The 20,827-nt window shown below is 60.4% G+C and carries 19 protein-coding genes, 2 tRNA genes and 3 pseudogenes; 13 read left to right on the forward strand and 11 right to left on the reverse strand.

What is annotated here, in order from left to right:
* Window positions 1–103: 103 nt before the first annotated feature.
* Window positions 104–179: transfer RNA gene (locus tag C1H69_RS00480), tRNA-Asn, on the forward strand.
* Window positions 180–411: 232 nt separating this feature from the next.
* Here the strand turns inward: C1H69_RS00480 and C1H69_RS00485 are convergent.
* On the reverse strand, window positions 412–2,469 hold the full coding sequence (locus C1H69_RS00485; protein ID WP_102651457.1) for a carboxy terminal-processing peptidase: 2,058 nt from the start codon (window positions 2,467–2,469) through the stop codon (window positions 412–414).
* 129 nt (window positions 2,470–2,598) lie between these two features.
* Here C1H69_RS00485 and C1H69_RS00490 point away from each other — a divergent pair, with 129 nt between their 5' ends.
* The gene (locus tag C1H69_RS00490) at window positions 2,599–3,897 is read left to right on the forward strand and encodes a M18 family aminopeptidase (RefSeq protein ID WP_102651458.1); all 1,299 of its coding nucleotides are present in this window, start codon (window positions 2,599–2,601) and stop codon (window positions 3,895–3,897) included.
* 183 nt (window positions 3,898–4,080) lie between these two features.
* Here the strand turns inward: C1H69_RS00490 and C1H69_RS00495 are convergent.
* A tRNA-Met gene (locus C1H69_RS00495) sits at window positions 4,081–4,157 on the reverse strand.
* A 141-nt stretch (window positions 4,158–4,298) separates the two neighbouring features.
* Between C1H69_RS00495 and C1H69_RS00500 the strand changes: the two genes are divergently transcribed.
* Both C1H69_RS00500 and C1H69_RS00505 read left to right on the forward strand, forming a co-directional pair.
* Window positions 4,299–5,357 (forward strand): AI-2E family transporter, encoded by a 1,059-nt coding sequence (locus C1H69_RS00500; protein WP_165789386.1) that lies wholly within the window; start codon window positions 4,299–4,301, stop codon window positions 5,355–5,357.
* Between the two features lie 10 nt (window positions 5,358–5,367).
* Window positions 5,368–5,634, forward strand: a pseudogene (locus tag C1H69_RS00505) (DDE-type integrase/transposase/recombinase); the annotation flags it as partial.
* A 116-nt stretch (window positions 5,635–5,750) separates the two neighbouring features.
* Here the strand turns inward: C1H69_RS00505 and C1H69_RS00510 are convergent.
* Both C1H69_RS00510 and C1H69_RS00520 read right to left on the reverse strand, forming a co-directional pair.
* Window positions 5,751–6,461 (reverse strand): FadR/GntR family transcriptional regulator, encoded by a 711-nt coding sequence (locus C1H69_RS00510; protein ID WP_102651460.1) that lies wholly within the window; start codon window positions 6,459–6,461, stop codon window positions 5,751–5,753.
* Between the two features lie 290 nt (window positions 6,462–6,751).
* A complete protein-coding gene (locus C1H69_RS00520) occupies window positions 6,752–7,732 on the reverse strand; it encodes an asparaginase (RefSeq protein WP_102651462.1) in 981 nt (326 codons plus the stop codon).
* Window positions 7,733–8,193: 461 nt separating this feature from the next.
* Here C1H69_RS00520 and C1H69_RS00525 point away from each other — a divergent pair, with 461 nt between their 5' ends.
* The 8 genes from C1H69_RS00525 to C1H69_RS00560 all read left to right on the forward strand — a co-directional run bounded on the left by C1H69_RS00525 (window position 8,194) and on the right by C1H69_RS00560 (window position 14,877).
* Complete coding sequence (locus C1H69_RS00525) at window positions 8,194–8,682, forward strand: GAF domain-containing protein (protein ID WP_102651463.1); 489 nt, start codon at window positions 8,194–8,196, stop codon at window positions 8,680–8,682.
* Window positions 8,648–9,709, forward strand: coding sequence for a TRAP transporter substrate-binding protein (locus C1H69_RS00530; RefSeq protein WP_102651464.1), 1,062 nt, complete (start codon window positions 8,648–8,650; stop codon window positions 9,707–9,709). Before C1H69_RS00525 ends, C1H69_RS00530 begins: the two co-directional genes overlap by 35 nt.
* Window positions 9,699–10,271 (forward strand): TRAP transporter small permease, encoded by a 573-nt coding sequence (locus C1H69_RS00535; RefSeq protein ID WP_165789387.1) that lies wholly within the window; start codon window positions 9,699–9,701, stop codon window positions 10,269–10,271. Before C1H69_RS00530 ends, C1H69_RS00535 begins: the two co-directional genes overlap by 11 nt.
* Window positions 10,268–11,548 (forward strand): TRAP transporter large permease, encoded by a 1,281-nt coding sequence (locus tag C1H69_RS00540; RefSeq protein WP_102651466.1) that lies wholly within the window; start codon window positions 10,268–10,270, stop codon window positions 11,546–11,548. The genes C1H69_RS00535 and C1H69_RS00540 overlap by 4 nt, the downstream gene beginning before the upstream one ends.
* A gap of 3 nt (window positions 11,549–11,551) precedes the next feature.
* A complete protein-coding gene (locus C1H69_RS00545) occupies window positions 11,552–12,472 on the forward strand; it encodes an NAD-dependent epimerase/dehydratase family protein (RefSeq protein WP_102651467.1) in 921 nt (306 codons plus the stop codon).
* An 83-nt stretch (window positions 12,473–12,555) separates the two neighbouring features.
* Entirely contained in the window at window positions 12,556–13,440 is an 885-nt protein-coding gene (locus tag C1H69_RS00550; RefSeq protein WP_102651468.1) for a polysaccharide deacetylase family protein, read from the forward strand.
* A 58-nt stretch (window positions 13,441–13,498) separates the two neighbouring features.
* The gene (locus C1H69_RS00555; RefSeq protein ID WP_102651469.1) at window positions 13,499–13,807 is read left to right on the forward strand and encodes a hypothetical protein; all 309 of its coding nucleotides are present in this window, start codon (window positions 13,499–13,501) and stop codon (window positions 13,805–13,807) included.
* A complete protein-coding gene (locus C1H69_RS00560; RefSeq protein WP_102651470.1) occupies window positions 13,804–14,877 on the forward strand; it encodes a CobW family GTP-binding protein in 1,074 nt (357 codons plus the stop codon). Before C1H69_RS00555 ends, C1H69_RS00560 begins: the two co-directional genes overlap by 4 nt.
* A 57-nt stretch (window positions 14,878–14,934) precedes the next feature.
* On the opposite strand, the pseudogene C1H69_RS00565 reads toward C1H69_RS00560, so the two are convergent.
* Window positions 14,935–15,141: pseudogene (locus tag C1H69_RS00565) on the reverse strand (transposase); the annotation flags it as partial.
* 79 nt (window positions 15,142–15,220) lie between these two features.
* Here C1H69_RS00565 and C1H69_RS23205 point away from each other — a divergent pair.
* Window positions 15,221–15,612 (forward strand): annotated as a pseudogene (locus C1H69_RS23205) (hypothetical protein); the annotation flags it as partial.
* A gap of 125 nt (window positions 15,613–15,737) precedes the next feature.
* Here the strand turns inward: C1H69_RS23205 and ychF are convergent.
* From ychF to lolB, 6 genes are all read right to left on the reverse strand, one after another.
* On the reverse strand, window positions 15,738–16,829 hold the full coding sequence (gene ychF, locus C1H69_RS00570; RefSeq protein WP_102651471.1) for a redox-regulated ATPase YchF: 1,092 nt from the start codon (window positions 16,827–16,829) through the stop codon (window positions 15,738–15,740).
* A gap of 47 nt (window positions 16,830–16,876) precedes the next feature.
* Window positions 16,877–17,461, reverse strand: coding sequence for an aminoacyl-tRNA hydrolase (gene pth / locus C1H69_RS00575; RefSeq protein WP_102651472.1), 585 nt, complete (start codon window positions 17,459–17,461; stop codon window positions 16,877–16,879).
* A gap of 85 nt (window positions 17,462–17,546) precedes the next feature.
* Window positions 17,547–18,191, reverse strand: coding sequence for a 50S ribosomal protein L25/general stress protein Ctc (locus C1H69_RS00580; protein ID WP_102651473.1), 645 nt, complete (start codon window positions 18,189–18,191; stop codon window positions 17,547–17,549).
* Between the two features lie 111 nt (window positions 18,192–18,302).
* A complete protein-coding gene (locus C1H69_RS00585) occupies window positions 18,303–19,244 on the reverse strand; it encodes a ribose-phosphate pyrophosphokinase (RefSeq protein WP_205738372.1) in 942 nt (313 codons plus the stop codon).
* A gap of 102 nt (window positions 19,245–19,346) precedes the next feature.
* Window positions 19,347–20,201, reverse strand: coding sequence for a 4-(cytidine 5'-diphospho)-2-C-methyl-D-erythritol kinase (gene ispE, locus C1H69_RS00590; RefSeq protein ID WP_102651475.1), 855 nt, complete (start codon window positions 20,199–20,201; stop codon window positions 19,347–19,349).
* A 3-nt stretch (window positions 20,202–20,204) separates the two neighbouring features.
* Window positions 20,205–20,825 (reverse strand): lipoprotein insertase outer membrane protein LolB, encoded by a 621-nt coding sequence (gene lolB, locus C1H69_RS00595; protein WP_240609746.1) that lies wholly within the window; start codon window positions 20,823–20,825, stop codon window positions 20,205–20,207.
* Window positions 20,826–20,827 lie beyond the last annotated feature (2 nt).

Raw genomic sequence — 20,827 nt, forward strand, 5'->3', positions numbered from 1 at the left:
TGGTAGAGCAAGTGACTGTTAATCACTGGGTCGCAGGTTCGAGTCCTGCTCGAGGAGCCAGCTTCACTCCCGAGGCATCAGGTACACTGCAGCAACCGGCCATTCCTCGATAGCTCAGTTGGTAGAGCAAGTGACTGTTAATCACTGGGTCGCAGGTTCGAGTCCTGCTCGAGGAGCCATCCAGCGCCAAGCGAAGGTCGCTGCCTGCCGCAGCTGCATGACCTCGTCTTCGTTACTATCCTCTTCTTCATTACTATCCGATGTTCCTGCTTCCGGCACTTCCGCGCCAGCCCCTTTCGGCCAGTTTCCATCGATAAGTCCTTGGTAAGTTCTCTTCGATTGGCTGGCAGGGAAGGGCAAGCATGGACGGCGGGAAGATTCCCCTCCGGAGCGAGCCCGGAGGGGAGGGGGTCAGAACCGAGTCGCCAGCCGCCGCCGGGTAAGCTCGGCATAGTCGGCAAGGATGGCGGCCGCTTCGGTCACCTGGACCCGTTCCACGGGCTCGTCTTCATCGCTATCCTCCTCGCGAGCGTCGATCAACTCTTCGAGAGGGTCGAGGCCCAGCGCTTCGCGACGTTGATTCTCCAGCGCAAGCTGCTCGGCATCCCTGGCCTCCACTTCACGCTGTCGCAGCTCGCGGTTGAGGCTGACACTGGTGTGTTCCTCGCGAAGCCGTCGAGCCAGTTCGGCGCGGCGCTCCAGGTAGACGAAGTTGGGTTGTATGTCGGCCCGCTCACGATGCCGCGAGCGCAGGGTTTCCATGTATTCCCACGGTTCTCCGTAGAGTCGGTACTGGACCTCTTGCACGGTGTCCCACTCGAGTGCGTTGTCCAGGCTGCTCTCGCCGATCCGCTCGGGGTCCACCAGGTCGGGGAAGAGGATGTCCGGTTCAACGCCACGGTGCTGGGTGCTCTCCCCGGAGATGCGATAGAACTTGGCGCGAGTGAGCTTGATCTGACCATGGCTGAGGTCGCTCAGGGTCTGGACCGTACCCTTGCCGAAGGTGGCGTTGCCGAGTACCAGGCCGCGACCATAATCCTGGATGGCGCCAGCGAAGATCTCCGAGGCCGAGGCGGACAACCGGTTCACCAGTACCGCCAGGGGGCCGTCATAGAGGGTGCCGGTCTCGGTATCGCCATAGAGGCTGATACGACCACGTGCATCACGCACCTGCACGGTGGGGCCGCGATCGATGAAGAGGCCGATCAGGGAATTGGCTTCCTGTAGCGCTCCGCCGCCATTGTTGCGCAGGTCGAGCATGATGCCGTCGATGCCTTCGGACTTGAGTCGTTCGACTTCACGGGCGACGTCCCGGGTGGTACTGCGGAATTCCTCCTCGCCGGCCTGCCAGGCATCGAAGTCGACGTAGAACGTGGGGATCTTGATGACGCCGATGCGCTTGGTGCCGCCTTCCTGCTCGACCTCGATCACCTCGCCTTTTGCCGCCTGATCCTCGAGGTTCACGGTGTCGCGGGTAATCTCGACCTCATGGGAGCGGGTCATGTCCACGGCTTCGGCTGGCACGACTTCCAGGCGAACCACGGTACCCTTGGGGCCGCGAATGAGGTCCACGACCTCGTCCAGGCGCATGCCCACCACGTTGACGGTGTCGTCACTGTCCTCCTGGCCCACGCCAACGATGCGGTCGGCGGGCTCCAGCACGCCGGCTCGATCGGCGGGGCCGCCGGGCACCAGGCTGGAAACCTCCACGTACTCGCCGTCGGACTGCAGCATGGCGCCGATGCCCTCCAGCGACAGCCGCATCTGGATATCGAAGGACTCGCCCTGACGGGGAGACAGGTACTCGGTATGTGGATCGATGCTACTGGTCACCGCGGCCATGAACAGCCCGAAGACATCCTCGCCATTGGTCTGGCGAAGGCGTGACAGCTGACCCTCGTAGCGCTGCCGCAGGTTGGCTTCGACCTGCTCGTCATCCTGGCCACTGATGTCCAGGGTCAGGGCCGCGTTCTTGAGTCGCTTGCGCCACAGCTCGTCCAGTTCGTCTTCACTGTCGGCCCAGGATGCGTCGCGCCGATCGATCTCGAGACGCATGTCGTTGTCATAGGTGAAGTCCAGTCCGTGGTCCAGCTTTTCCAGCAGCCACTCGAAGCGAGACTCGGCCCGGTCATGATAGCGCTGATACAGCTCGTAGGCGGGGGCGAGATTGCCTTCGAAGACCATGTCGTCGATGCGATCTTCCAGGTGTCGGAAGTCGTCCACATCGTGGCTCAACAGGAAGGCCCGCTGTCCATCGAGAACGTCGAGGTAGCGCTCGAAGGCCAGGCGCGACCATTCATCATCAAGGGGGGCATCGGAATAGTGGCCATAGCGTAATGATTCGGCCACCTCCACCGATGCCTGACGCTGAGCGTCGCTGGGCTGAATCTTCGCCCATGCCGCGTTGCTGGTCAGCATCAGCAGCACCAGCAGAGTGACTGAATGCCGGAAAACGGCTGTCAGGCTCATCAATGAAGGACTCCTGGTTTCGTGTACACTTCCTTCCCTAGACACGCGCATGGCTTGCGAGTTGCGTAAGGCCGATGTGGCATTGTAGCAGTTGTCTCGTCAACCACGACCCCCCTGAAGAGGATTCACATGTCTCGGGAAGCCCGTCTTGAGCGGTTGCTCGATTTTCTGCAGCGTTCTCCTACCCCCTGGCACGCCGTTTCGGCCATGGCCGAGCGCCTCGAGGCCGCCGGCTTCCGCCGGCTCGACGAGTCGCAGCCCTGGGAGCTGTCTGCGGGGGAGCGGGCCTACGTCACTCGCAATGATTCGTCGATCGTTGCCTTGCAGTTGCCCCGGGCTGGGCTCGACGCCCTGCGCATGATCGGCGCCCATACCGATAGCCCCGGGCTGCGCCTGAAGCCCAACGCCGGCCAGGTTTCGGCCGGCTGGTTGCAGCTGGGTGTCGAGCTCTACGGTGGGGCGCTGCTGTCGCCCTGGTTCGACCGCGAGCTTGGCCTGGCGGGCCGTGTCCACCTGCGTCACGCCGATGGGCGGATCGAGGGATGGCTGCTGCGCGTGGAGCGCCCGGTGGCCATCATCCCGAGTCTGGCGATCCACCTCGACCGCGACGTGAACAGTGGGCGTCCCATCAATGCCCAGACGCAGATGGCGCCGGTCTTCCTGCAGGGCGGCGAGGAAGCCGATCTGCAGCGGCTGCTGCTGGAGTGGCTGGAAGCCGAACATGGCATCCGCGATGCCGAGATCCTCGACTTCGAGCTGGCGTTCCATGATATTCAGCCGCCGGCGAGGATCGGAGTGCAGGGTGAACTGATTGCCAGCGCCCGCCTCGACAACCTGCTCTCCTGCTTTATCGGCCTGGAGGCCTTGCTCGAGTCCGATGGAACCCAGGGCGCCTTGCTGGTAGCCAACGATCACGAGGAGGTCGGCAGCGCCAGCGCCTGCGGCGCCCAGGGGCCGTTTCTCGGCGATGTGTTGCGGCGGGTCAATGCGCAGCTCGGTGAGCCCGGCGACGAAGGCTTCATTCGGCTGATCCAGGCTTCGCGCATGATTTCCTGCGACAACGCCCACGGTCTGCATCCCAATTTCCTCGACAAGCACGATGCGGCTCATGGGCCGGCCCTGAATGGCGGGCCAGTGATCAAGGTCAATGCCAATCAGCGTTACGCTACCAACAGTGCCACCTCTGCCCTCTTTCGCGGCCTATGCCGCGAGGCCGGTGTGCCCGTGCAGACCTTCGTGACCCGGGCCGACATGGGGTGTGGCAGCACCATCGGGCCGATCACCGCCACCGAGCTTGGAGTGCCGACCCTGGATGTGGGGGTGGCGCAGTGGGCGATGCACTCGATCCGCGAGACTGCCGGCGCCCTGGACGTGGAATACCTGACGCGGGCGCTCATGGCCTTCTGCAATCGTGCCGAGCTGGCCTGAGCGACGTGCGAGAGGCGCCGGGGGCAGGGCGAAGAGGAGGTCCTGCGCCAGGGATGGCGTCGGTAGCGTACAGGGATGTATTTACAGCGCCTCCTCGCAGGCCTGGTCCCGGAGCTCAAATAGCGAGGATGCTGGTCGTACAAAACCCCCACGCCTGGGGGCGCCGGGGGTTTTTTCGGACTCTGGTGGCTACGCCCTGATTCGAACAGGGGACCCCATCATTATGAGTGATGTGCTCTAACCAGCTGAGCTACGTAGCCTTCTAGCGGGGGCAGATCATACCGACAAGCATATGGTGCGTCAATTATCTTGCCGCCGATGTATGCGTATTTGCCCAAGGGACAGTGGATCGGATAAGAAGATGTTTTCCTGGGCGCCAACCAGACAGTATGCGGAGAGTCATGAAACCACACCATTTGTCATCACGACCCGCCGCCATGTGGATGATCGCCAGCATTCTTGGCGTGGCGGCACTCCATTGGATCCAGGTGATCGCCGTGCCGATCGCCTTCTCCCTGTTCCTGATCGCGCTCGTATGGCCCATACATGACAGGCTCACGGCACTGACCCGTCAATGGGTCGCGCTGACGGTGTCGGTGCTGTTGTTGATCTTGGTGATGGTGGGGTTCTTCCTGGCGACCGGTTACGGCATCAATGCCATCACCAAGGGTCTTTCACCATACGCGCCGCGCATGCACGAAGTCTATGCGGCCGTTGCGCACTGGCTGGAAGGGCAGGGCATGCCGCTTTCCCCCGCCCTGGCCAACCAGATCGGCCCCGGTTGGGTCTTCGGGCTACTGCAGGGCGCGGCGACACGTATCAACGCTGTCGCGGGTTTTCTCACCCTCATCCTGATCTTCCTGATATTGGGGCTGCTGGAGGTCGCCGACGTTCGGAGTCGCTTGCCTCACGCCTTCGGTGACGCCACCGCGGCGCGGCTGGCGGAGGCCTGCGGGGAAACCGCCTGGAAGTTTCGCCGCTACATCCTTGTCAGAACCTTTATTAGCGTGTTGACGGGGCTGCTGACCTGGCTGTTCGCGCTGCTGGTGGGACTGGACCTGGCCGGCGTCTGGGGCGGGCTGGCATTCGTGCTCAATTACATTCCGTTCATCGGGCCGATCATCGCCGTCATCCCGCCGGTGATCTTCGCCTTCGTCCAGTTCGAGCCCTGGCTGTTGCCGCTGCTGGTGCTGGCTGGGATGACCCTCATCCAGTTCTCGCTGGGCAATCTTCTCGAACCGCGTCTTGAAGGCCGCGCACTTGCTATCTCGCCCTTCGTGGTGGTGGTGTCGGTGTTCTTCTGGGGGCTGGTATGGGGCATTCCCGGTGCCTTCATCGGGGTGCCCCTGACGATCGCATTCGTCACCGTCTGTCACCAATTTCACGAGACCCGCTGGATAGCACGGCTGCTCACGCCAAGGATGGAGCGACAGGAGGTTGCGGAACGCGATAGTGAATAGGCGGTCTGCGATGGCGCCCAACCTGTTGAACCGCCAGTTCACGGTGGCGGCACCGAATCGGGCCTGGGTGGCCGATATCACGGCGATCTGGACACTGGAAGGATGGCTCTATCTGGCGGCGGTGCTCGACCTCCACGATCGGCAGTTGGTGGGCTGGGCGATGGCCGACCACATGCGTACGCAGCTGGTCCTGGACGCCTTGGAAATGGCGGTAGGTCGCCGGCAGCCCGAGAGAGGACTGAGCCATCACAGCGATCGCGGTAGCCAATACGCGTCGCACCAGACGCCGAGGGAGATTGAATTGGCAGCTGCGGCTTGAAAATGTGTTCGCTCTGACTTGACCAGAACATTACCCGGAGACGCCGGGAAATGTCCACGGTGCGGGCGTGCACCTCAGAACAAGTTTCTTAGTCGTATGCCGAGCCGCTCAGCCGCGCGGACCATATGCATTTGAATGTAATAGGCTGCGCCGTCCGGGTCGCGCTGCAGCATCGCTTCCAGAATTTTTCCGTGCTCCATAACAGGTTCCCAAAGCCTTTGATGACGAGAAAAGGGAAGAATCTGACTTTGATGGAACACCTCTTGGAACTTTTCATAAAGGCTTGAATATACGCGGTTGCGAGAAAAAATCATGATCGAACGATGAAAAAGACAGTCATACTCGCCGCTTGCAACCAAATCGAGAGCCTGAATGGCTTTCTTGTAGTTTTCATGCAGCTCCTTCAATTCCTTCAGCTCGCCTTCGGTGGCCTGGAGCGTCGCCAGTCGTATCGCCGATGCCTCGGTGAAATAGCGAAATTCGTAAACTTCTTCCAGCTTGAATCTTTCCGAAAAGCGCCAGTTTCCTATGGGCTGCATATCATCGTCACTGTTATACGTGACGAATGTTCCTCTGTTCGCTTCCGTGCGTACGAATCCAAGCGCTTCGAGAGTGGACAATGCCTCACGAAGCGAGGCGCGGCTGACATTTAAATCTTCCGCAAGAACTCTCTGTGCAGGCAGCTTTTCCCCTGACTTGTAGACATGGCGACGAATGAGGTCCTGAATGGCCCTTGCCGTCTTCTGTGGAACCGGGTCACTACTGCCTTTCTTGCTCTGTTCCATTGAGTTTTCCGATGAATGCCGAGGGTCCGTGTGTCAAGGATAGATATGCCGATCTTATCGGCATGCCGGATATCCCGGGAATGTTCGATTCGATGGATATGTTTGGTTCAAACGAGCCTGGAGATCGTGGGTGTTCGAGGAAGAGCGACATGAACCGCTACCGGGCCTTTGGATACCACGAAACGAAAATTGTGTCAATCTGTTTTCAGGCGGTGGTTTGTTAGTTGCAAAAGATTTTCTTGTGTAATTCGTGCCTGACGCCAGGGCGAGGCGGACGGTACCCGTTCGCATCATGCCGAAGCCATTTCAATGGCATGTTTCAGTGCGTCGCCGGACATCCCCGCGCCCAGGAGAATGGCCAGCAGTATTCTCGCCTTGATGCCGCCCAGATCTCCGGCAAATACGGCGCCGGCCCGCGAGAGGGCAACTCCGCCGCTGATGCCGTAAACGGGAGCCACGCGGCCACGTGGACAACGCGAGGCAATGACGACTGAGACACTGGCGGCGATGGCTTGTTCGATGCCATTCAGCACGTCGGGCGTCACGTTGCCGCGGCCGAAGGCCTCTATCACTATGCCTCGAGCGCCGCTTTCGATGGCACAGTCGATAAAGCGCCTGTCGCTGCCCATGGCCAGCTTGACGATGTCCACCCTGGGCTCGATCGCTCCATTGGGAAAAGTTGCTCGAATCAGTGGGGCGCGATGAAAAAGGACCGCGTCCTGGTCGATCTCCCCGAGTTTGCCATGTTCGGCGGACTGGAATGTGTTTAGCTGCGAGGTGTGTGTCTTCGTGACATCTCTTGCGGCATGAATCTCGTGATCGAAGACGACGAGAACGCCCTTCCCCTGACTGCTCCCGTCTGCTGCGACCCTGATCGCGTCGAGGACATTGCGTGGGCCATCCGGCTCGAAATCGTCGGCGGCTTTCTGGGCGCCGGTAAAGACGACCGGCTTGGAAGCATCGAGAAGAAGATCTGCCATGTACGCCGTTTCTTCCAGAGTGTCGGTGCCATGCGTGACCACCACTCCCATGATGTCCTTTCGTTTCAGCAAGTCTCCGATCATTCGAATCAATTCGAATGCTCTCTCGAGGCTCATCATATAACTGCCGATGCTGGAAAACTCGAAAGTCTCCACAGGGATACTGGGAAGCCGCAGAGCCGCTAGTTCCTGAAAGGGCTCGCTGGAGTTGCCAACGCTCACCTCTCTCGTTTCCGGTTTGAAACGAGAGGCAATGGTCCCCCCCGTCGATATGATTACAACTTTCTTCATTCGGAGTTCCTCGTCTCGGGTGTCGGCATGAGCGGCCCATATCTACCATGGCCGGTCATACGATATGTTATCCGGTCAGACCAAATCAAGAGGCGGCGCTCCACTCTCGTGGACGAAATGGTGAAAATCCATGAAAATTTTGTTTTAAGTTATTGATATACAATATTTTTTATGCTATTTTTGAGTAGTATCGGAGGTAGGGCTTGACATGTGGAGGGGTTGCTATAGGATGAAATTATGGTCTGACCAATGATGGCCGTTTGAATTCGCTTCTGGTCGTCGATTTACAATTACAAGTGTTAGAGCAAGGAAGATGGACCCATAGAGACTTCATGCGGACGCTGCTTCGTCACCATGCGTTATTAGTGCATGAGCTCTTCGGGATGACGAGAAGTTGTACGAGACTTGCCGCATCGCCTTTTTGGCTTCCATGGATTGTTCAAACAAAAAGTTGAGATGTCATGAATAAAGCGAACCACAGTGCCGATCGTGAAAACCTTTCAGCAGCCTTCAATAGCATCCTTAACAGGTTGCTCAAGGAGACCAAGGCCAGTCGTACGACGCTGCGCATCGACTTGCCGCAGGCCGCTTTTCATGTGGACGACCCGGCAGGCGAAGCCTTGGAGCCAGGGATCAAGCCGCTCTCGGGAGAGACTGCGCTGGATCAGCGGAAACTGGACACGGTGGGATGGCTCGAGCGGCACAGGGAGATACTGATTCAAGCGTCTTGTCTGAACGTCTCCCCCGCGCCTCCGCAAGCGCTCATGGATATCTACGGCGTCAAGGCGCAGATGCTGGGGCCCGTCATTCGAGATGAAGAGCTGGTGGGGTGGGTCTCGGTACATGAGAACAATGCCACAAGAGAGTGGACGCCCGAAGAAGTGGGCTACTTGAAACAGGCCGTTCAAGAGATCCATGAAATTCTGGATTCTAAAAAAACCAATAATTGAGCAAGCGACTTTAAGTGAGGATATTTTTATGAAAATGGTTCGATACGCTACGTTGGCCGCTGCACTGGGCTTTTTGGGAATGAGTGGGCTGACTGCTGCCCAGGAAGTTACGCTGAGGGCTTCGGGGAGTTTTCAGCCCGACCACTCCAGCAGTCTGGCAATGGAGAGATTTCGCGATTCGGTAGCCGAAAGAACCAATGGCGAGGTTCGCATCGACCTCTTCCCTTCCAATCAGTTGGGAGGCGCCTCGCAGCAGGTGGATCAAGTGCGTCGTGGCTCCATTTTCATGTCTTGGTCGGGCCCATCGTTTTGGACGGGCGTGGTGCCGGAGATAGAGGCCCTGTCCCTTCCGTTCGTGCTGCCCGACCCGGAAAGCGCTTTCAACCTCGTGGATGGTCCCCTGGGGGGTATCTTGTCCGAGGGGTTCGAGGAACGGAACGTCATCGCTCTGGGGTGGGGGGATCTCGGTGCGCGTCATGTGACCAACTCTCGCAGGGCATTGAACTCGGTCGAAGATTTCAATGGGCTCAGGATCCGCATGCAGCCCAACGAGGTGCATCTGAGCACGTTCCGCGCACTTGGCGCCAATCCGGCGCCGCTCGATATCGCGGAGTTGTTTTCCGCGCTTCAGCAAGGCGTCATGGATGGGCAGGAGAATCCTTACAGCATCACCCTGACGAATCGCTTCCAGGAGATACAAGGCCACCTCTCCGACACCGCCCACTTCTACGATTACGTGGTTTACCTGGTGAACAAGGAGGCATTCGAAGGCCTTGATCCCGAGTACCAGGAAGCGATCCGCACCTCCATGGAAGAAGCCATCGAATGGCAGCGCAGCTACAATCAGGAAGCTAATGAGGCGGCATTGGAGGAACTCATCGAGGCCGGCATGACCTTTACTCCCATCTCGGATGAGCTGCGCGACGAAATGCGTGAAATGACGAGTGGTGTCATCGACGATGTCCGCGCGCGCATTGGTTCCGACTTGGTCGATATGGTCCTCGAGGAGGCCGGTGTTGAACAATAACCCCAAAGATTCCAAGTCTCCTGCGGCATATACTGCCGCAGGACTTTTTCTCAATCGCCTTCTCGACATGTTGGATGAGGCCGTATCCCGTGTGGTCATCGCTTTTCTGGCCGTACTCGTTACGGTCGTTTCCGCGCAAGTCGTATTGAGGTACTTTTTCAACTCCTCCATAGACTGGGCGTGGGAGTTTTCCCGGCTCTGCTTCGTGGCGGTGATCTTCTTCGCCATTCCCTTGGCTCTCAAGACGAGGGGGCATGTGGGAATAGATATCTTGCAAAAATGCCTTCCTCCTCTTGTTCAAAGGGGACTTATCATCGGATTGAATGTCATAGGAATTTTCTTGATGATGGTCGTGACGCTCGTAGGAGCACGGGCGACCATGTCCACTTGGGATCAGACGCTTTCGTCCCTGCCCTTGAGCAGCGGATGGTTCTATATTCCGGTGTTGTGGGCGGGATTCCATTGCTCCTTGCATTTTGCTGCGCAAAGTCTCGACTTGGCTCTTGGTGGTGAGCTGCCAGCAAGCTTCGTGGAAGAAGTGAAGGAGAGGATGGAGTCATGATCGCCGTCGCTATCGGACTTTTCGTGTTGTTGGCGTTGCTGGGCATGCCTCTTGCCTTCGCCATTGGCGCGGCTTCACTCGCGGGGCTCTGGTATGGAGAGATGGGATTGTCCATTCTGCCGGAGCGCATGCTGTATGCCGTGGACTCCTTTCCCCTGATGGCGATTCCCTTCTTTATCTTGGCCGGGGAGCTCATGGTCGCGGGCGGGGCGATGAACCGCATCGTATCGCTTGCCAATAGCTTGATCGGGCGTGTGCGTGGCGGGTTGGCGCATGTCACCATTCTTTCAGCCATGGGGTTGTCGGCCGTTTCGGGAACTGCCATCGCGACGGCGAGTGCCCTCGGTTCCACGCTGGTGCCCAGCCTTTCCCGGTCCTACGATAAGAAATTCGCTGCGGGTGTCGTAATCGCCTCTGCCAATCTCGGGCCCATCATTCCTCCCAGTGCAGGCATGATCGTCTATGCCATCATGGCGGGCCCTTCGGTATCGGTTAGCGCACTGTTTCTTTCCGGGGTATTGCCGGGAATTCTGCTCGCCATTCTCATCATGGGTTACGTTTCCTGGGTGGCATGGCGTCGCGATTATCCGCCCACCGGCGACCCTATCAGCCTCAAGCGGATCCTGTACGAGTGCCGCCGCGGCCTGGTCATCATCCTGATGCCCGTCGTTATCATCGGCGGCATCATCAGTGGGGCGTTTACCGCGACGGAGGGGAGTGCGATTGCGGTTCTGTACGCCCTGTTCATCGGCTTTGCCGTGACACGGGAATTGAAGATAAAGGATATCCCTGGCGTGCTCCTCCGCGCCGCCGTGACCTCCTCGATCGTCGGGGCGCTGATTGCCTTCGCTTCAACCATTACCTTCCTGTTCACCATCGAGCTCGTTCCGCAGACGCTTGCCGAATGGCTGCGCGGCGTGACGGACAACAAATACCTCATGTTGGCCCTGGTGATGCTCATTCTGGCCGTGGTGGGGATGTTCATTGAGGCGAATGCCGCTTTCATCATGCTGGTTCCCCTCTTCGCGCCATTGGCGATCGAGTATGGGCTGGACCCTCTGCACTTCGCTTTCCTGTTCGTGCTAAACATCGTGATCGGGTCCATCACTCCGCCCATCGGCGTGCTGCTCTTCGTCATGTCCGGCATAAGCCGTCTTTCTATTGGGCAGGTCGTGTCGGCCGTCTGGCCGTACGTGATACTGCAGTTCGGTTTTCTTGTGCTTTGCATGTTCTGGCCGGCGCTGGTGACAACACTTCCGAGAATGTTTGGGTTTTGACAAATGAATGCAACCGACTCACTGAATGTGCTTGTGACTGGCGTGTCCGGCATGCTGGGCCGCAGTCTCGCCATGAGACTAGCCACTTCGGGCCACGAGGTTCTAGGCATGGATATTCACCCTTGCGATTTGCAGCACGCGAGGATAAAGACGGAAGTTCTAGACGTCAGGGATCTCCATCAACTGTATAGGCTCTTAAAAGATAGCCCACCCATTGATGTCGTCGTGCATGGAGGCGGCATTTCAGGCTCCATGGTACTGAAGGATCGGCCTGCCGAAGTGGCGGATATCAATGTTGGCGGGACGATGAATCTCTTGGAAGCGATGCGCCTGTATGGGATTCCCCGGATCGTGCAGTGCTCTACGATCATGGTCTACGGAGAAGTGGAGGAGGGTCCCGTGGACGAAGAGCGTTCCCTGGCACCGACCAATGTATACGGGGCGACCAAGGCCGCATGCGAGGCATTGATCACCAGCTACGTGGCTCAGTTCGGCATGTCCGCCGCGCTACTGCGCATCGCTCATGTCTATGGGCCTGCCAGGAAGACGTATTGTCCGTTGCGGGCCATGATCGAAGGGGCTCTCGACAAGCGCGACGTGAGCATGCATGAGAATGCTGGGGCGAAACGGCAATTGATCCATGCCGACGACGTCGTGCATGCAATGGAACTGGCGACGCTCGACAGGAACCCCGGGCGAGTCGTGGCGAATATCGCGCCTGGAGTGGAGTGGCGGATGGATGAGGTCGCAGAGATCGTGCGCGGAGAGATTGGGCCGCTAGCTGTCGAGTTTGGCAATGAGGCGATAAAAAGGGAGTACCTGACCGCACCCCTGGCGATTGATCGAGCGCGCGAACGCTGGGGCTGGTCTCCCAAGGTGTCTTTGTCTGAGGGTGTCGCCGATTTCTTGCGTGCCGGGCAGTGAATGAGGTGCGCACCGGACACCTAAAACGATGCAATCGACGGGGTGACCCTTCCCCGCAGACACAACCAGACAGGAGATCGACAATGTCCAAGAAGGAAATTTTCATCGCGATCGGCGTGGATGTGGATGCCGTGGCCGGTTGGCTGGGCTCATATGGCGGCGAGGACTCTCCGGACGACATCTCCCGGGGCCTGTTCGCGGGCGAGGTCGGTGTGCCTCGCCTGCTCGAGCTGTTCGAGCGCTATGACATCACCACTACCTGGTTCGTGCCGGGCCACTCGGTGGAAACCTTCCCCGAGCAGATCGCGGCGGTGGCCGCTGCCGGTCATGAGCTGGGTGTGCATGGTTATAGTCACGAGAACCCGATTGCCATGACGCCTGAGCAGGAAGAGGCAGTCCTGGACCACTGTATCGAACTGATCGCCGACGTTTCGGGCAAGGCGCCTACCGGCTATGTCGCGCCCTGGTGGGAGTTCAGCCCTGTCACCAATGAGTTGCTGCTCAAGAAGGGCATCAAGTACGACCACAGTCTGATGCATGACGACTTCACGCCCTACTATGTTCGGGTCGGCGATAGCTGGACCAAGATCGATTACAGCCAGCACCCCTCGGCGTGGATGAAGCCGCTGGTGCGCGGTCGGGAAACCGACCTGGTGGAGATTCCCGCGAGCTGGTACCTGGATGACCTGCCTCCCATGATGTTCATCAAGAATTCCCCCAATAGCCACGGTTTCGTTAACCCCCGCCACCTGGAGGAGATGTGGCGTGACCAGTTCGATTGGGTCTATCGTGAGATGGATTACGCGGTATTTCCGATCACCATCCACCCCGATGTCTCCGGACGCCCCCAGGTCTTGCTGATGCTCGAGCGATTGATCGAGTATATGCACAGCCATGATGGCGTGAATTTCATGGCCCTGGATACCATTGCCGACGATTTCATCCGGCGCTTTCCTCGCCAACGTTGAGGCCGTCCCGGCGATCTTCGGGCGGCTCGTCCGATATGCAGCCTTTCAGGAGGGAACCATGTGTGGACTCTGCGGCTTGCTGGACGGTGGCGCCCATTGGGGCGATCCGCTGACCGGCTCCGGGCGGCCCGCCCGTCAGCAGCGCCTGAGGCGGCTCCAAGCCCTGAATCGGATACTGAGCCACTATCGTTTGACGCTGAGCGACTTCCACGGAAGCGGTTTTCTGCTAGCCAGTGCCACCGGCAAGCAGGTCATGGTCGCCAACCTCGACGACCTCTGGCACCGGGTCGAAGCGCTCTGCGGACGCCATCCCGACCCGCTATCCGCCGAGCTGCTGGCCCATCTGGCGGAGGAAGCGAGCCCATGAGCCGATTGCTTCCCGACATCGACTACGGGCCTCTCCCGGTGGTGGTGCTGACGGGCTTTCTCGGGAGCGGAAAGACCACGCTGCTGCGGCGATTGCTCGCGGAACAACCGCTCGGTGAAACGGCGCTGCTGATCAACGAGGTCGGTGAGGTGGGCATCGACCACCGTCTGGTCACCGAGGTGGCGCCGGAAACGCGGCTGTTGCCCAGCGGTTGCGTCTGCTGCTCGATTCGCGGCGAGCTCAAGGAGGCGCTGCTGGAACTGCTCTCGCTACGCCAGACGGGCCGGCTGCCTCCCTTCTCTCGTATCGTGCTGGAGACTACCGGCTTGGCCGACCCGGCGCCGGTACTGGCCACCCTGAGCCACGACCCGCAGTTGCGTCATCACTTTGGTCTGGCGCGTACCGTGACTCTGGTGGATGCTCTCAATGCTCCCTATCAGGAAGGCTCCCAGCCGGAGTGGCTGGCCCAGGTCGCCGCCGCCGACCTGCTGCTGCTCGGCAAGGACGATCTGGTCGACGAGATGGCCGGCGGCGCGCTGTTGAAACGCCTGGGAGAGCTCAACCCCACTGCCGAGCGTGGATTGGCCGCGCAGGTGGCATCGGGCGACCCACGCCTGCTGCCCAAGCGCTTCGATGCCGGGCCCGGGCCTCGCGCGGACGGTGCCCAATGGCCGCTCATGCTGCGCCGGGCGGCGGACACTCTAGGCGCTGCCCCCGGCGTTTCCGGGCGTCACGCCCGGATCGTCAGCTTCGTTCTCGAATTCGATGCCAGCCTCGAATGGGACCACTTCGCGCTATGGTTGTCGCTTCTGCTCAACGCTCACGGGGACAAGGTGCTGCGGGTCAAGGGAATACTGAACCTCGGACCGGGGGAGCCTCCGGTGGCGCTGCATGGCGTTCAGCATGTGCTTCACCCTCCGCAACACTTGGCCGCCTGGCCCGATGATGATCGTCGTTCGTTGATAGTGTTCATCACCCGCGGCCTGGCCAAGCCCGAGATCGAGCACTCACTGCGGATATTCCTGGCCGCGCTCGGGACCCCGGTGAGCGAGAGACGACGGAGTCCCTAGGAGGGTTCCTGAACGCAACGCCCGCGTGGACAGAAGCGCCATGATCGCCACCGGACGGTGCCAAGGTAGAATGAGCGGCGTCATTCCACTGACCTTAGCCAGGTCTCGCAGCGAGAACTGCCGGAACCCCATCACGTGTTTGATGATCCCGAAGACCGGTTCCACGGTATGTTTGCGCAATGCGTAGGGCGTTCGGCCTGCCCGCGTATTCAAGCGGTGGGCCATTTGCTCAACAGGGTCCTTACTCGATGGCGCCGGCGGATCATCCTTGTCCGCCGATTCGGCCCGCTGAGTTAGCGCTTTCACCTCGGCCTTGAACTGGGCCTCCAGCTTCTTGGCATGGCCGTACGACAGCAACGACAATCTCTACTCGGAGGCGCTGCTCCGGACCTGCAAGTACCGGTCCTGCTACCTCGTTGACGGGGTCGCGACGGTCGACGCGGTGCGTGGCCGGCTTCGTGCCGTGGTACAACCACGAGCATCGTCACAGCGGGATCCGCCTGGTGACACCGGCCCAGCACCATGCCGGCGGCGATGCCGAGGTGCTGGCCAAGCGGCACGCCATCAATCAGGCAACTCGCGAGGCCAACCCCCGCTCGTTGGAGCGGCAAGACCCGCAACTGGTCGCCCATTGGCACCGTCTCACTCAACCCAGAGCGGGAACTTCAGGTCACTGTATTGCGGGGAGAAATACCCCCACGGTTGAACACGAGAACCCCCAACGCTACCCCCTGAATTTTTCAGGGCTGGGTGAACAATAGGAACGCTCCGCAGACCGTATTTTTTCACAATCCATTGATTTTAATAAACTTTATCTATCCATCGATGCTGCTGAACGTTCCTGAGTTCAGAAAAAATCGTCAGACGTTGAAGCGGAAGTGGATCACGTCACCATCCTTGACCACGTATTCCTTGCCTTCCAGCCGCCACTTGCCGGCATCCTTGGCGCCCTGTTCGCCGCCCAGGGAGATGAAGTCGTCGTAGCTGATGACTTCGGCACGGATGAAGCCTTTCTGGAAGTCCGTATGGATCACCCCGGCAGCCTCCGGTGCGGTGGCACCGATCTTGACCGTCCAGGCGCGCACTTCCTTCACGCCGGCGGTGAAATAGGTCTGCAGGCCGAGCAGGGCGTAGCCGGCACGGATCACCCGGTCGAGCCCCGGTTCTTCCATGCCCATCTCGTCGAGAAACATGGAGCGTTCTTCATCGTCGAGTTCGGCGATCTCGGCCTCGAGCTGATTGCAGACCGGCACGACAGCGGCACCTTCCTCGGCGGCAATCTCATTGACGACATCGAGGTAGGGATTACCCTCGAAGCCATCCTCATTGACGTTGGCGATGTACATGGTCGGCTTGAGCGTCAGAAACCCGAAGCTCTTGAGCTGACGTTGCTCTTCATCGCCGAGGCCGACGCTTCTCAACGGCAGGCCTTCCGCCAGGTGGGGCTGGATGCGTTCCAGGATCGCCTTGGTGGCGATGGCTTCCTTGTCACCGCCCTTGGCGACTCGCACCAGGCGCTGGATGGCACGCTCGACGGTATCGAGATCGGCCAGGGCCAGTTCCATGTTGATGATCTCGATGTCGGCCCGTGGATCGACCTGGTTGGCCACATGGATGACGTTGTCGTTATCGAAACAGCGCACCACATGGGCGATGGCCTGGGTTTCGCGGATATTGGCCAGGAACTTGTTGCCGAGCCCCTCGCCCTTGGAGGCGCCTGCCACCAGGCCGGCGATATCGACGAATTCCATGGTGGTGGGCAATATCTTCTGGGGTCTCACGATCTTCGCCAGTGCGTCGAGGCGCGGGTCCGGCATCGGCACGATGCCCACATTGGGCTCGATGGTGCAGAAGGGAAAGTTCTCGGCATCGATGCCGGACTTGGTCAGGGCGTTGAAGAGCGTGGACTTGCCGACGTTGGGAAGGCCGACGATACCGCAGTTGAAACCCATGGTGTTGTCCTGAAAGTGGTGTCAAGAAGACGTTGACGAGTCGCGGATCAGCCCTTGAAGCCGTGCAGGCGGCTCATGGCTCGGGCCCAGTCTCCGGCAATGGCCAGTGGCAGGGTGGCCAGGCATTCGCCGATGGCGCCGCCGATGGCGCCTAGCTCGGTCTTGCCGGGACGACCCAGAACGTAATTCGTGACCTGGCGGGAATCGCCGGGATGGCCGATGCCGATACGCAGACGATGAAAGCTCTTGTCGTTGCCGAGGGCGCTGATGATATCGCGTAGTCCGTTGTGCCCGCCATGGCCACCGCCTTGCTTGTAGCGGGCCGCTCCGGGCGGGATATCCAGCTCGTCGTGCGCGACCAGCAGCTCATCCGGTGCGATCTTGTAGAACTGGCACAGCGCTGCAACGGCACTGCCGCTGCGGTTCATGAAGGTGGTGGGTTCGAGCAGATGCAACTCATGACCGTCGAGCTGCACTTTCGCGTAGAGGCCCAGAAACTTCTTTTCCGGGCGAAGTTCCGTACCGGCCTGGCGCGCCAGTATCTCCACCAGCCAGGCGCCTGCATTATGGCGGGTCTCGGCGTAATCGGCGCCGGGATTGCCCAGCCCGATGATGGCTTTCACCTGGGGCATGTGCGGGGTCTCCAAACGAAACAAGCGCCGCAGCGCTTGATAGGGTCGGAAGGGGCCGCCGCAGGGGCGGCCCCGACAGGGCCGGTTACTCGGCCGAGCCTGCGTCTTCCTCGCCTTCACCTTCCTCGCCTTCGGCCGCTTCGCCGCGTACCTTGGGCTTGTTGATGCTCAGCACGGCGTTGTCATGGTCGGCGCCGTGGGAGAGCTCGACCAGGGTGACACCGGCCGGTACCTTGAGGTCGGAAAGGTGCAGGGTGGTGCCCAGCAGGATTTCGGAGATATCGACTTCCAGGAAGTCGGGCAGATCCTTGGGCAGGCAGCTGATCTCGATTTCGTTGGAGAGTACGTGCAGTTCGCCGCCCTCGTCCTTGATGCCCTTGGACTTCTCTTCACCGACCACGTGCAGCGGCACGCGAATGGTGATCTCGTGGGTAGCGTCCACGCGCAGGAAGTCGGCATGGGTGACCAATGGCTTGTACGGGTGGCGCTGCAGGTCGCGAACGACGACCTGCTCCTTCTTGCCGTCGACGACCAGGTTGAGCACCGAGGAGAAGAAGGACTCGTCTTCGATCGCCTTGTAGAAGGCGGCCTTCTCGACGGAGATCGGCTGAGGTGCCTTCTCGCCTCCATAGATGATAGCCGGCACCTGGAGGTTCTCACGACGCAGGCGGCGGCTCGCACCTTTCCCCAGGTCGTTGCGAACGCTGGCATTGAGGATGAAATCAGACATGGTATTGCCTCTTGCTTGAGATAAGGAAATCACGGCAGCCCGCGACCTGGCTCCGTGTTTCCGAAAGCCCCGTGGGGCACTTTTCCGGCACCTGGTTTCCGATGAGAGGTCTCAGTGGAACATGGCGCTGACGGATTCTTCGTTGCTGACACGGCGGATTGCCTCGGCAATCAGCCCCGCGACGCTAAGCTGACGGATCTTGCCGCTGCGCCGGGCGACGTCGGACAGCGGGATGGTATCGGTGACGACCACTTCGTCGAGCACCGATCCGGTGATGTTGTCCACTGCCGGTCCGGACAGGATCGGGTGCGTGGCGTAGGCCACGACGCGGCAGGCGCCGTGGGCCTTGAGTGCATCGCCGGCCTTGCACAGGGTGCCGGCGGTATCGATCATGTCGTCCACCACCACACAGGTCCGGTTCTCGATCTCGCCGATGATATGCATCACCTGGGCCTGGTTGGCCTGGGGGCGACGCTTGTCGATGATGGCGAGATCGGCGTTGAGCTGCTTGGCGATGGCACGGGCCCGGACCACGCCGCCCACATCGGGGGAAACCACCACCAGATCATCGTAGTTCTGGCGTTCGATGTCATCGAGCAGGATCGGCGAGCCGTAGACGTTGTCTACCGGGACGTCGAAGAAACCCTGAATCTGGTCGGCATGCAGGTCCATGGTCATGACCCGGTCCACGCCGGCCTTGACCATCATGTCGGCGACCACCTTGGCCGAGATCGGGACACGAGCCGAGCGAACCCGCCGATCCTGACGAGCGTAGCCGAAATAGGGCACCACAGCCGTGATACGGGTGGCGGAAGCACGACGCAACGCGTCCACCATCAGGATCAGCTCGAGCAGGTTGTCGTTGGTCGGCGCGCAGGTGGACTGCAGAATGAAGACGTCCTTGCCACGAACGTTCTCGTTGATCTCGACCGCGATTTCGCCATCACTGAACTGCCCCACTGTGGCATTGCCCATTCGGGTGTCCAGACTCTCGGCGATCTTCTGGGCGAGTTCGGGATTGGCATTCCCGGCAAAAACCATCAATTTTGACACGCGCATCCACCTATGCAGTGTTGGGAGGCTCTCGGAGTTCATCGGCGTTCGGCACCTCTTCCGCAGCGACCGGCAGGTCGCGAACCCCGGGAGGCTCCGCGATCAACCATCCAGAGCAGCATGTAGCGGGGAGAGATTCAGGCCGCGAGCCTTGAATGCCGTGAAACGACAGGGCAAGTTGGTCAATATGCGTTTTGCCTCGGTTTCCGAGTCGACCCAGGCGAAAACACACGCACCGGTGCCGGTCAGCATGGCCGGTGCGCGAGCGCCGAGCCAGTCTAGCACTTCTGCGACTTCCGGATAGAGCAGCCTGACCGTCGGCTCGCAGTCGTTGCGCCAACTGGACGCTCCCCCCTGCAGTGCGCGCGCCATGGTAATCGGGGGGGTGTTACGTGTCAATTGCGCTGCTCCGAACACTGCCGCTGTGGGAACCGGGATGCCGGGATGAACGACCACGAACCAGGGGGTATCCAGCGCTACCGGTGTCAGGCGCTCGCCAATGCCTTCGGCCCAGGCCGAACGGCCGCGCACGAAGACCGGGACATCGGCACCCAGGCGAAGGCCCAGCTCGGCCAACCGGTCTTCATGCAGCCCGAGGCCCCACAGTCGGTCCAGGCCCAGCAGCGCCGTGGCGGCGTTGGAGCTGCCGCCGCCCAGACCGCCCCCCATGGGCAGGCGTTTCGTGAGACTCATGTCCACACCCGACCGGCAGCCCGTCTCCGACTGGAGCAGTCTGGCGGCACGCACGACAAGGTTCTGTTCGGCGGATACGCCGGGCAGGGATGGTACCAATCGAATCTCGCCATCCCGGCGCAGGGTCAGGGACAGTTCGTCACCGTGGTCGAGAAACTGAAACAGGGTTTGCAGCTCATGGTAGCCGTCGGGGCGCTGTCCAGTGATGCGCAGCAGCCGGTTGAGCTTGGCTGGAGCCGGCAGCGTCAGGGTATCGGTCGTCATTGATCAGTCGTCGTGAGCGGGGCGCCAGTCGGTTACCACCAGGGTCACCCGGAGGTCGTCATATTCCATCATCATGCGGCGTGGCAGCCACAGCGACTCGACCAGGACCCAGTCACGGTATTCGATCTGCCAGCCGTCCTGCGCCAGATGTCGAGGAAAGCCGAGCTCGTCGTTATCGAGGCGATATTGGCTGTGTTCCGCGGGCAGCCCACGGACCCAGTCGGAGAGTGAGCTGACCGGTAGCGACCAGCCCAGCTGCCGCTGCATGAGCGCTTCGGGTGTCTCGGCCTCGAAACGCCCCTCGGATGTGGTCAACGAGAAGCGACCTTCCCGGCCTTCCAGGGTGCTGCGCCCGCTGCCGAAGGGGCCACTGATGAGCAATCGGTAATAGTGAGGGTGCTGGCTCCAGTCGAGGTTGGCGCTGGTGGATTCATCCGGTGTGCGCAGACCGGCCTTGCCGGCCAGCATCCAGGTGTTCAGTTTCTCCAGGCGTTCCTGTTGCGCTTCCCATTGGCCGGCCTCGCGGTCGCCGTCCGGGGCTGGCATGCGGCCGGCGCAGCCGGCAAGCAGGGTCAGGATCAGGCATAGAAGTATCGGTCGCAGGGCGGTGGCGTGGAGCATCATGT

Origin of the sequence: Billgrantia endophytica (assembly GCF_002879615.1) — a bacterium.
Classification (GTDB): domain Bacteria; phylum Pseudomonadota; class Gammaproteobacteria; order Pseudomonadales; family Halomonadaceae; genus Halomonas; species Halomonas endophytica.

What these genes read in the sequence shown, in the direction of transcription:
- C1H69_RS00485 (WP_102651457.1), bottom strand. Translation starts at nt 2,469, where the DNA reads ATGAGCCTGACAGCCGTTTTCCGGCATTCAGTCACTCTGCTGGTGCTG.
- C1H69_RS00490 (WP_102651458.1), top strand. Translation starts at nt 2,599, where the DNA reads ATGTCTCGGGAAGCCCGTCTTGAGCGGTTGCTCGATTTTCTGCAGCGT.
- C1H69_RS00500 (WP_165789386.1), top strand. Translation starts at nt 4,299, where the DNA reads ATGAAACCACACCATTTGTCATCACGACCCGCCGCCATGTGGATGATC.
- C1H69_RS00510 (WP_102651460.1), bottom strand. Translation starts at nt 6,461, where the DNA reads ATGGAACAGAGCAAGAAAGGCAGTAGTGACCCGGTTCCACAGAAGACG.
- C1H69_RS00520 (WP_102651462.1), bottom strand. Translation starts at nt 7,732, where the DNA reads ATGAAGAAAGTTGTAATCATATCGACGGGGGGGACCATTGCCTCTCGT.
- C1H69_RS00525 (WP_102651463.1), top strand. Translation starts at nt 8,194, where the DNA reads ATGAATAAAGCGAACCACAGTGCCGATCGTGAAAACCTTTCAGCAGCC.
- C1H69_RS00530 (WP_102651464.1), top strand. Translation starts at nt 8,648, where the DNA reads ATGAAATTCTGGATTCTAAAAAAACCAATAATTGAGCAAGCGACTTTA.
- C1H69_RS00540 (WP_102651466.1), top strand. Translation starts at nt 10,268, where the DNA reads ATGATCGCCGTCGCTATCGGACTTTTCGTGTTGTTGGCGTTGCTGGGC.
- C1H69_RS00545 (WP_102651467.1), top strand. Translation starts at nt 11,552, where the DNA reads ATGAATGCAACCGACTCACTGAATGTGCTTGTGACTGGCGTGTCCGGC.
- C1H69_RS00550 (WP_102651468.1), top strand. Translation starts at nt 12,556, where the DNA reads ATGTCCAAGAAGGAAATTTTCATCGCGATCGGCGTGGATGTGGATGCC.
- C1H69_RS00555 (WP_102651469.1), top strand. Translation starts at nt 13,499, where the DNA reads ATGTGTGGACTCTGCGGCTTGCTGGACGGTGGCGCCCATTGGGGCGAT.
- C1H69_RS00560 (WP_102651470.1), top strand. Translation starts at nt 13,804, where the DNA reads ATGAGCCGATTGCTTCCCGACATCGACTACGGGCCTCTCCCGGTGGTG.
- ychF (WP_102651471.1), bottom strand. Translation starts at nt 16,829, where the DNA reads ATGGGTTTCAACTGCGGTATCGTCGGCCTTCCCAACGTCGGCAAGTCC.
- pth (WP_102651472.1), bottom strand. Translation starts at nt 17,461, where the DNA reads ATGCCCCAGGTGAAAGCCATCATCGGGCTGGGCAATCCCGGCGCCGAT.
- C1H69_RS00580 (WP_102651473.1), bottom strand. Translation starts at nt 18,191, where the DNA reads ATGTCTGATTTCATCCTCAATGCCAGCGTTCGCAACGACCTGGGGAAA.
- ispE (WP_102651475.1), bottom strand. Translation starts at nt 20,201, where the DNA reads ATGACGACCGATACCCTGACGCTGCCGGCTCCAGCCAAGCTCAACCGG.
- lolB (WP_240609746.1), bottom strand. Translation starts at nt 20,825, where the DNA reads ATGATGCTCCACGCCACCGCCCTGCGACCGATACTTCTATGCCTGATC.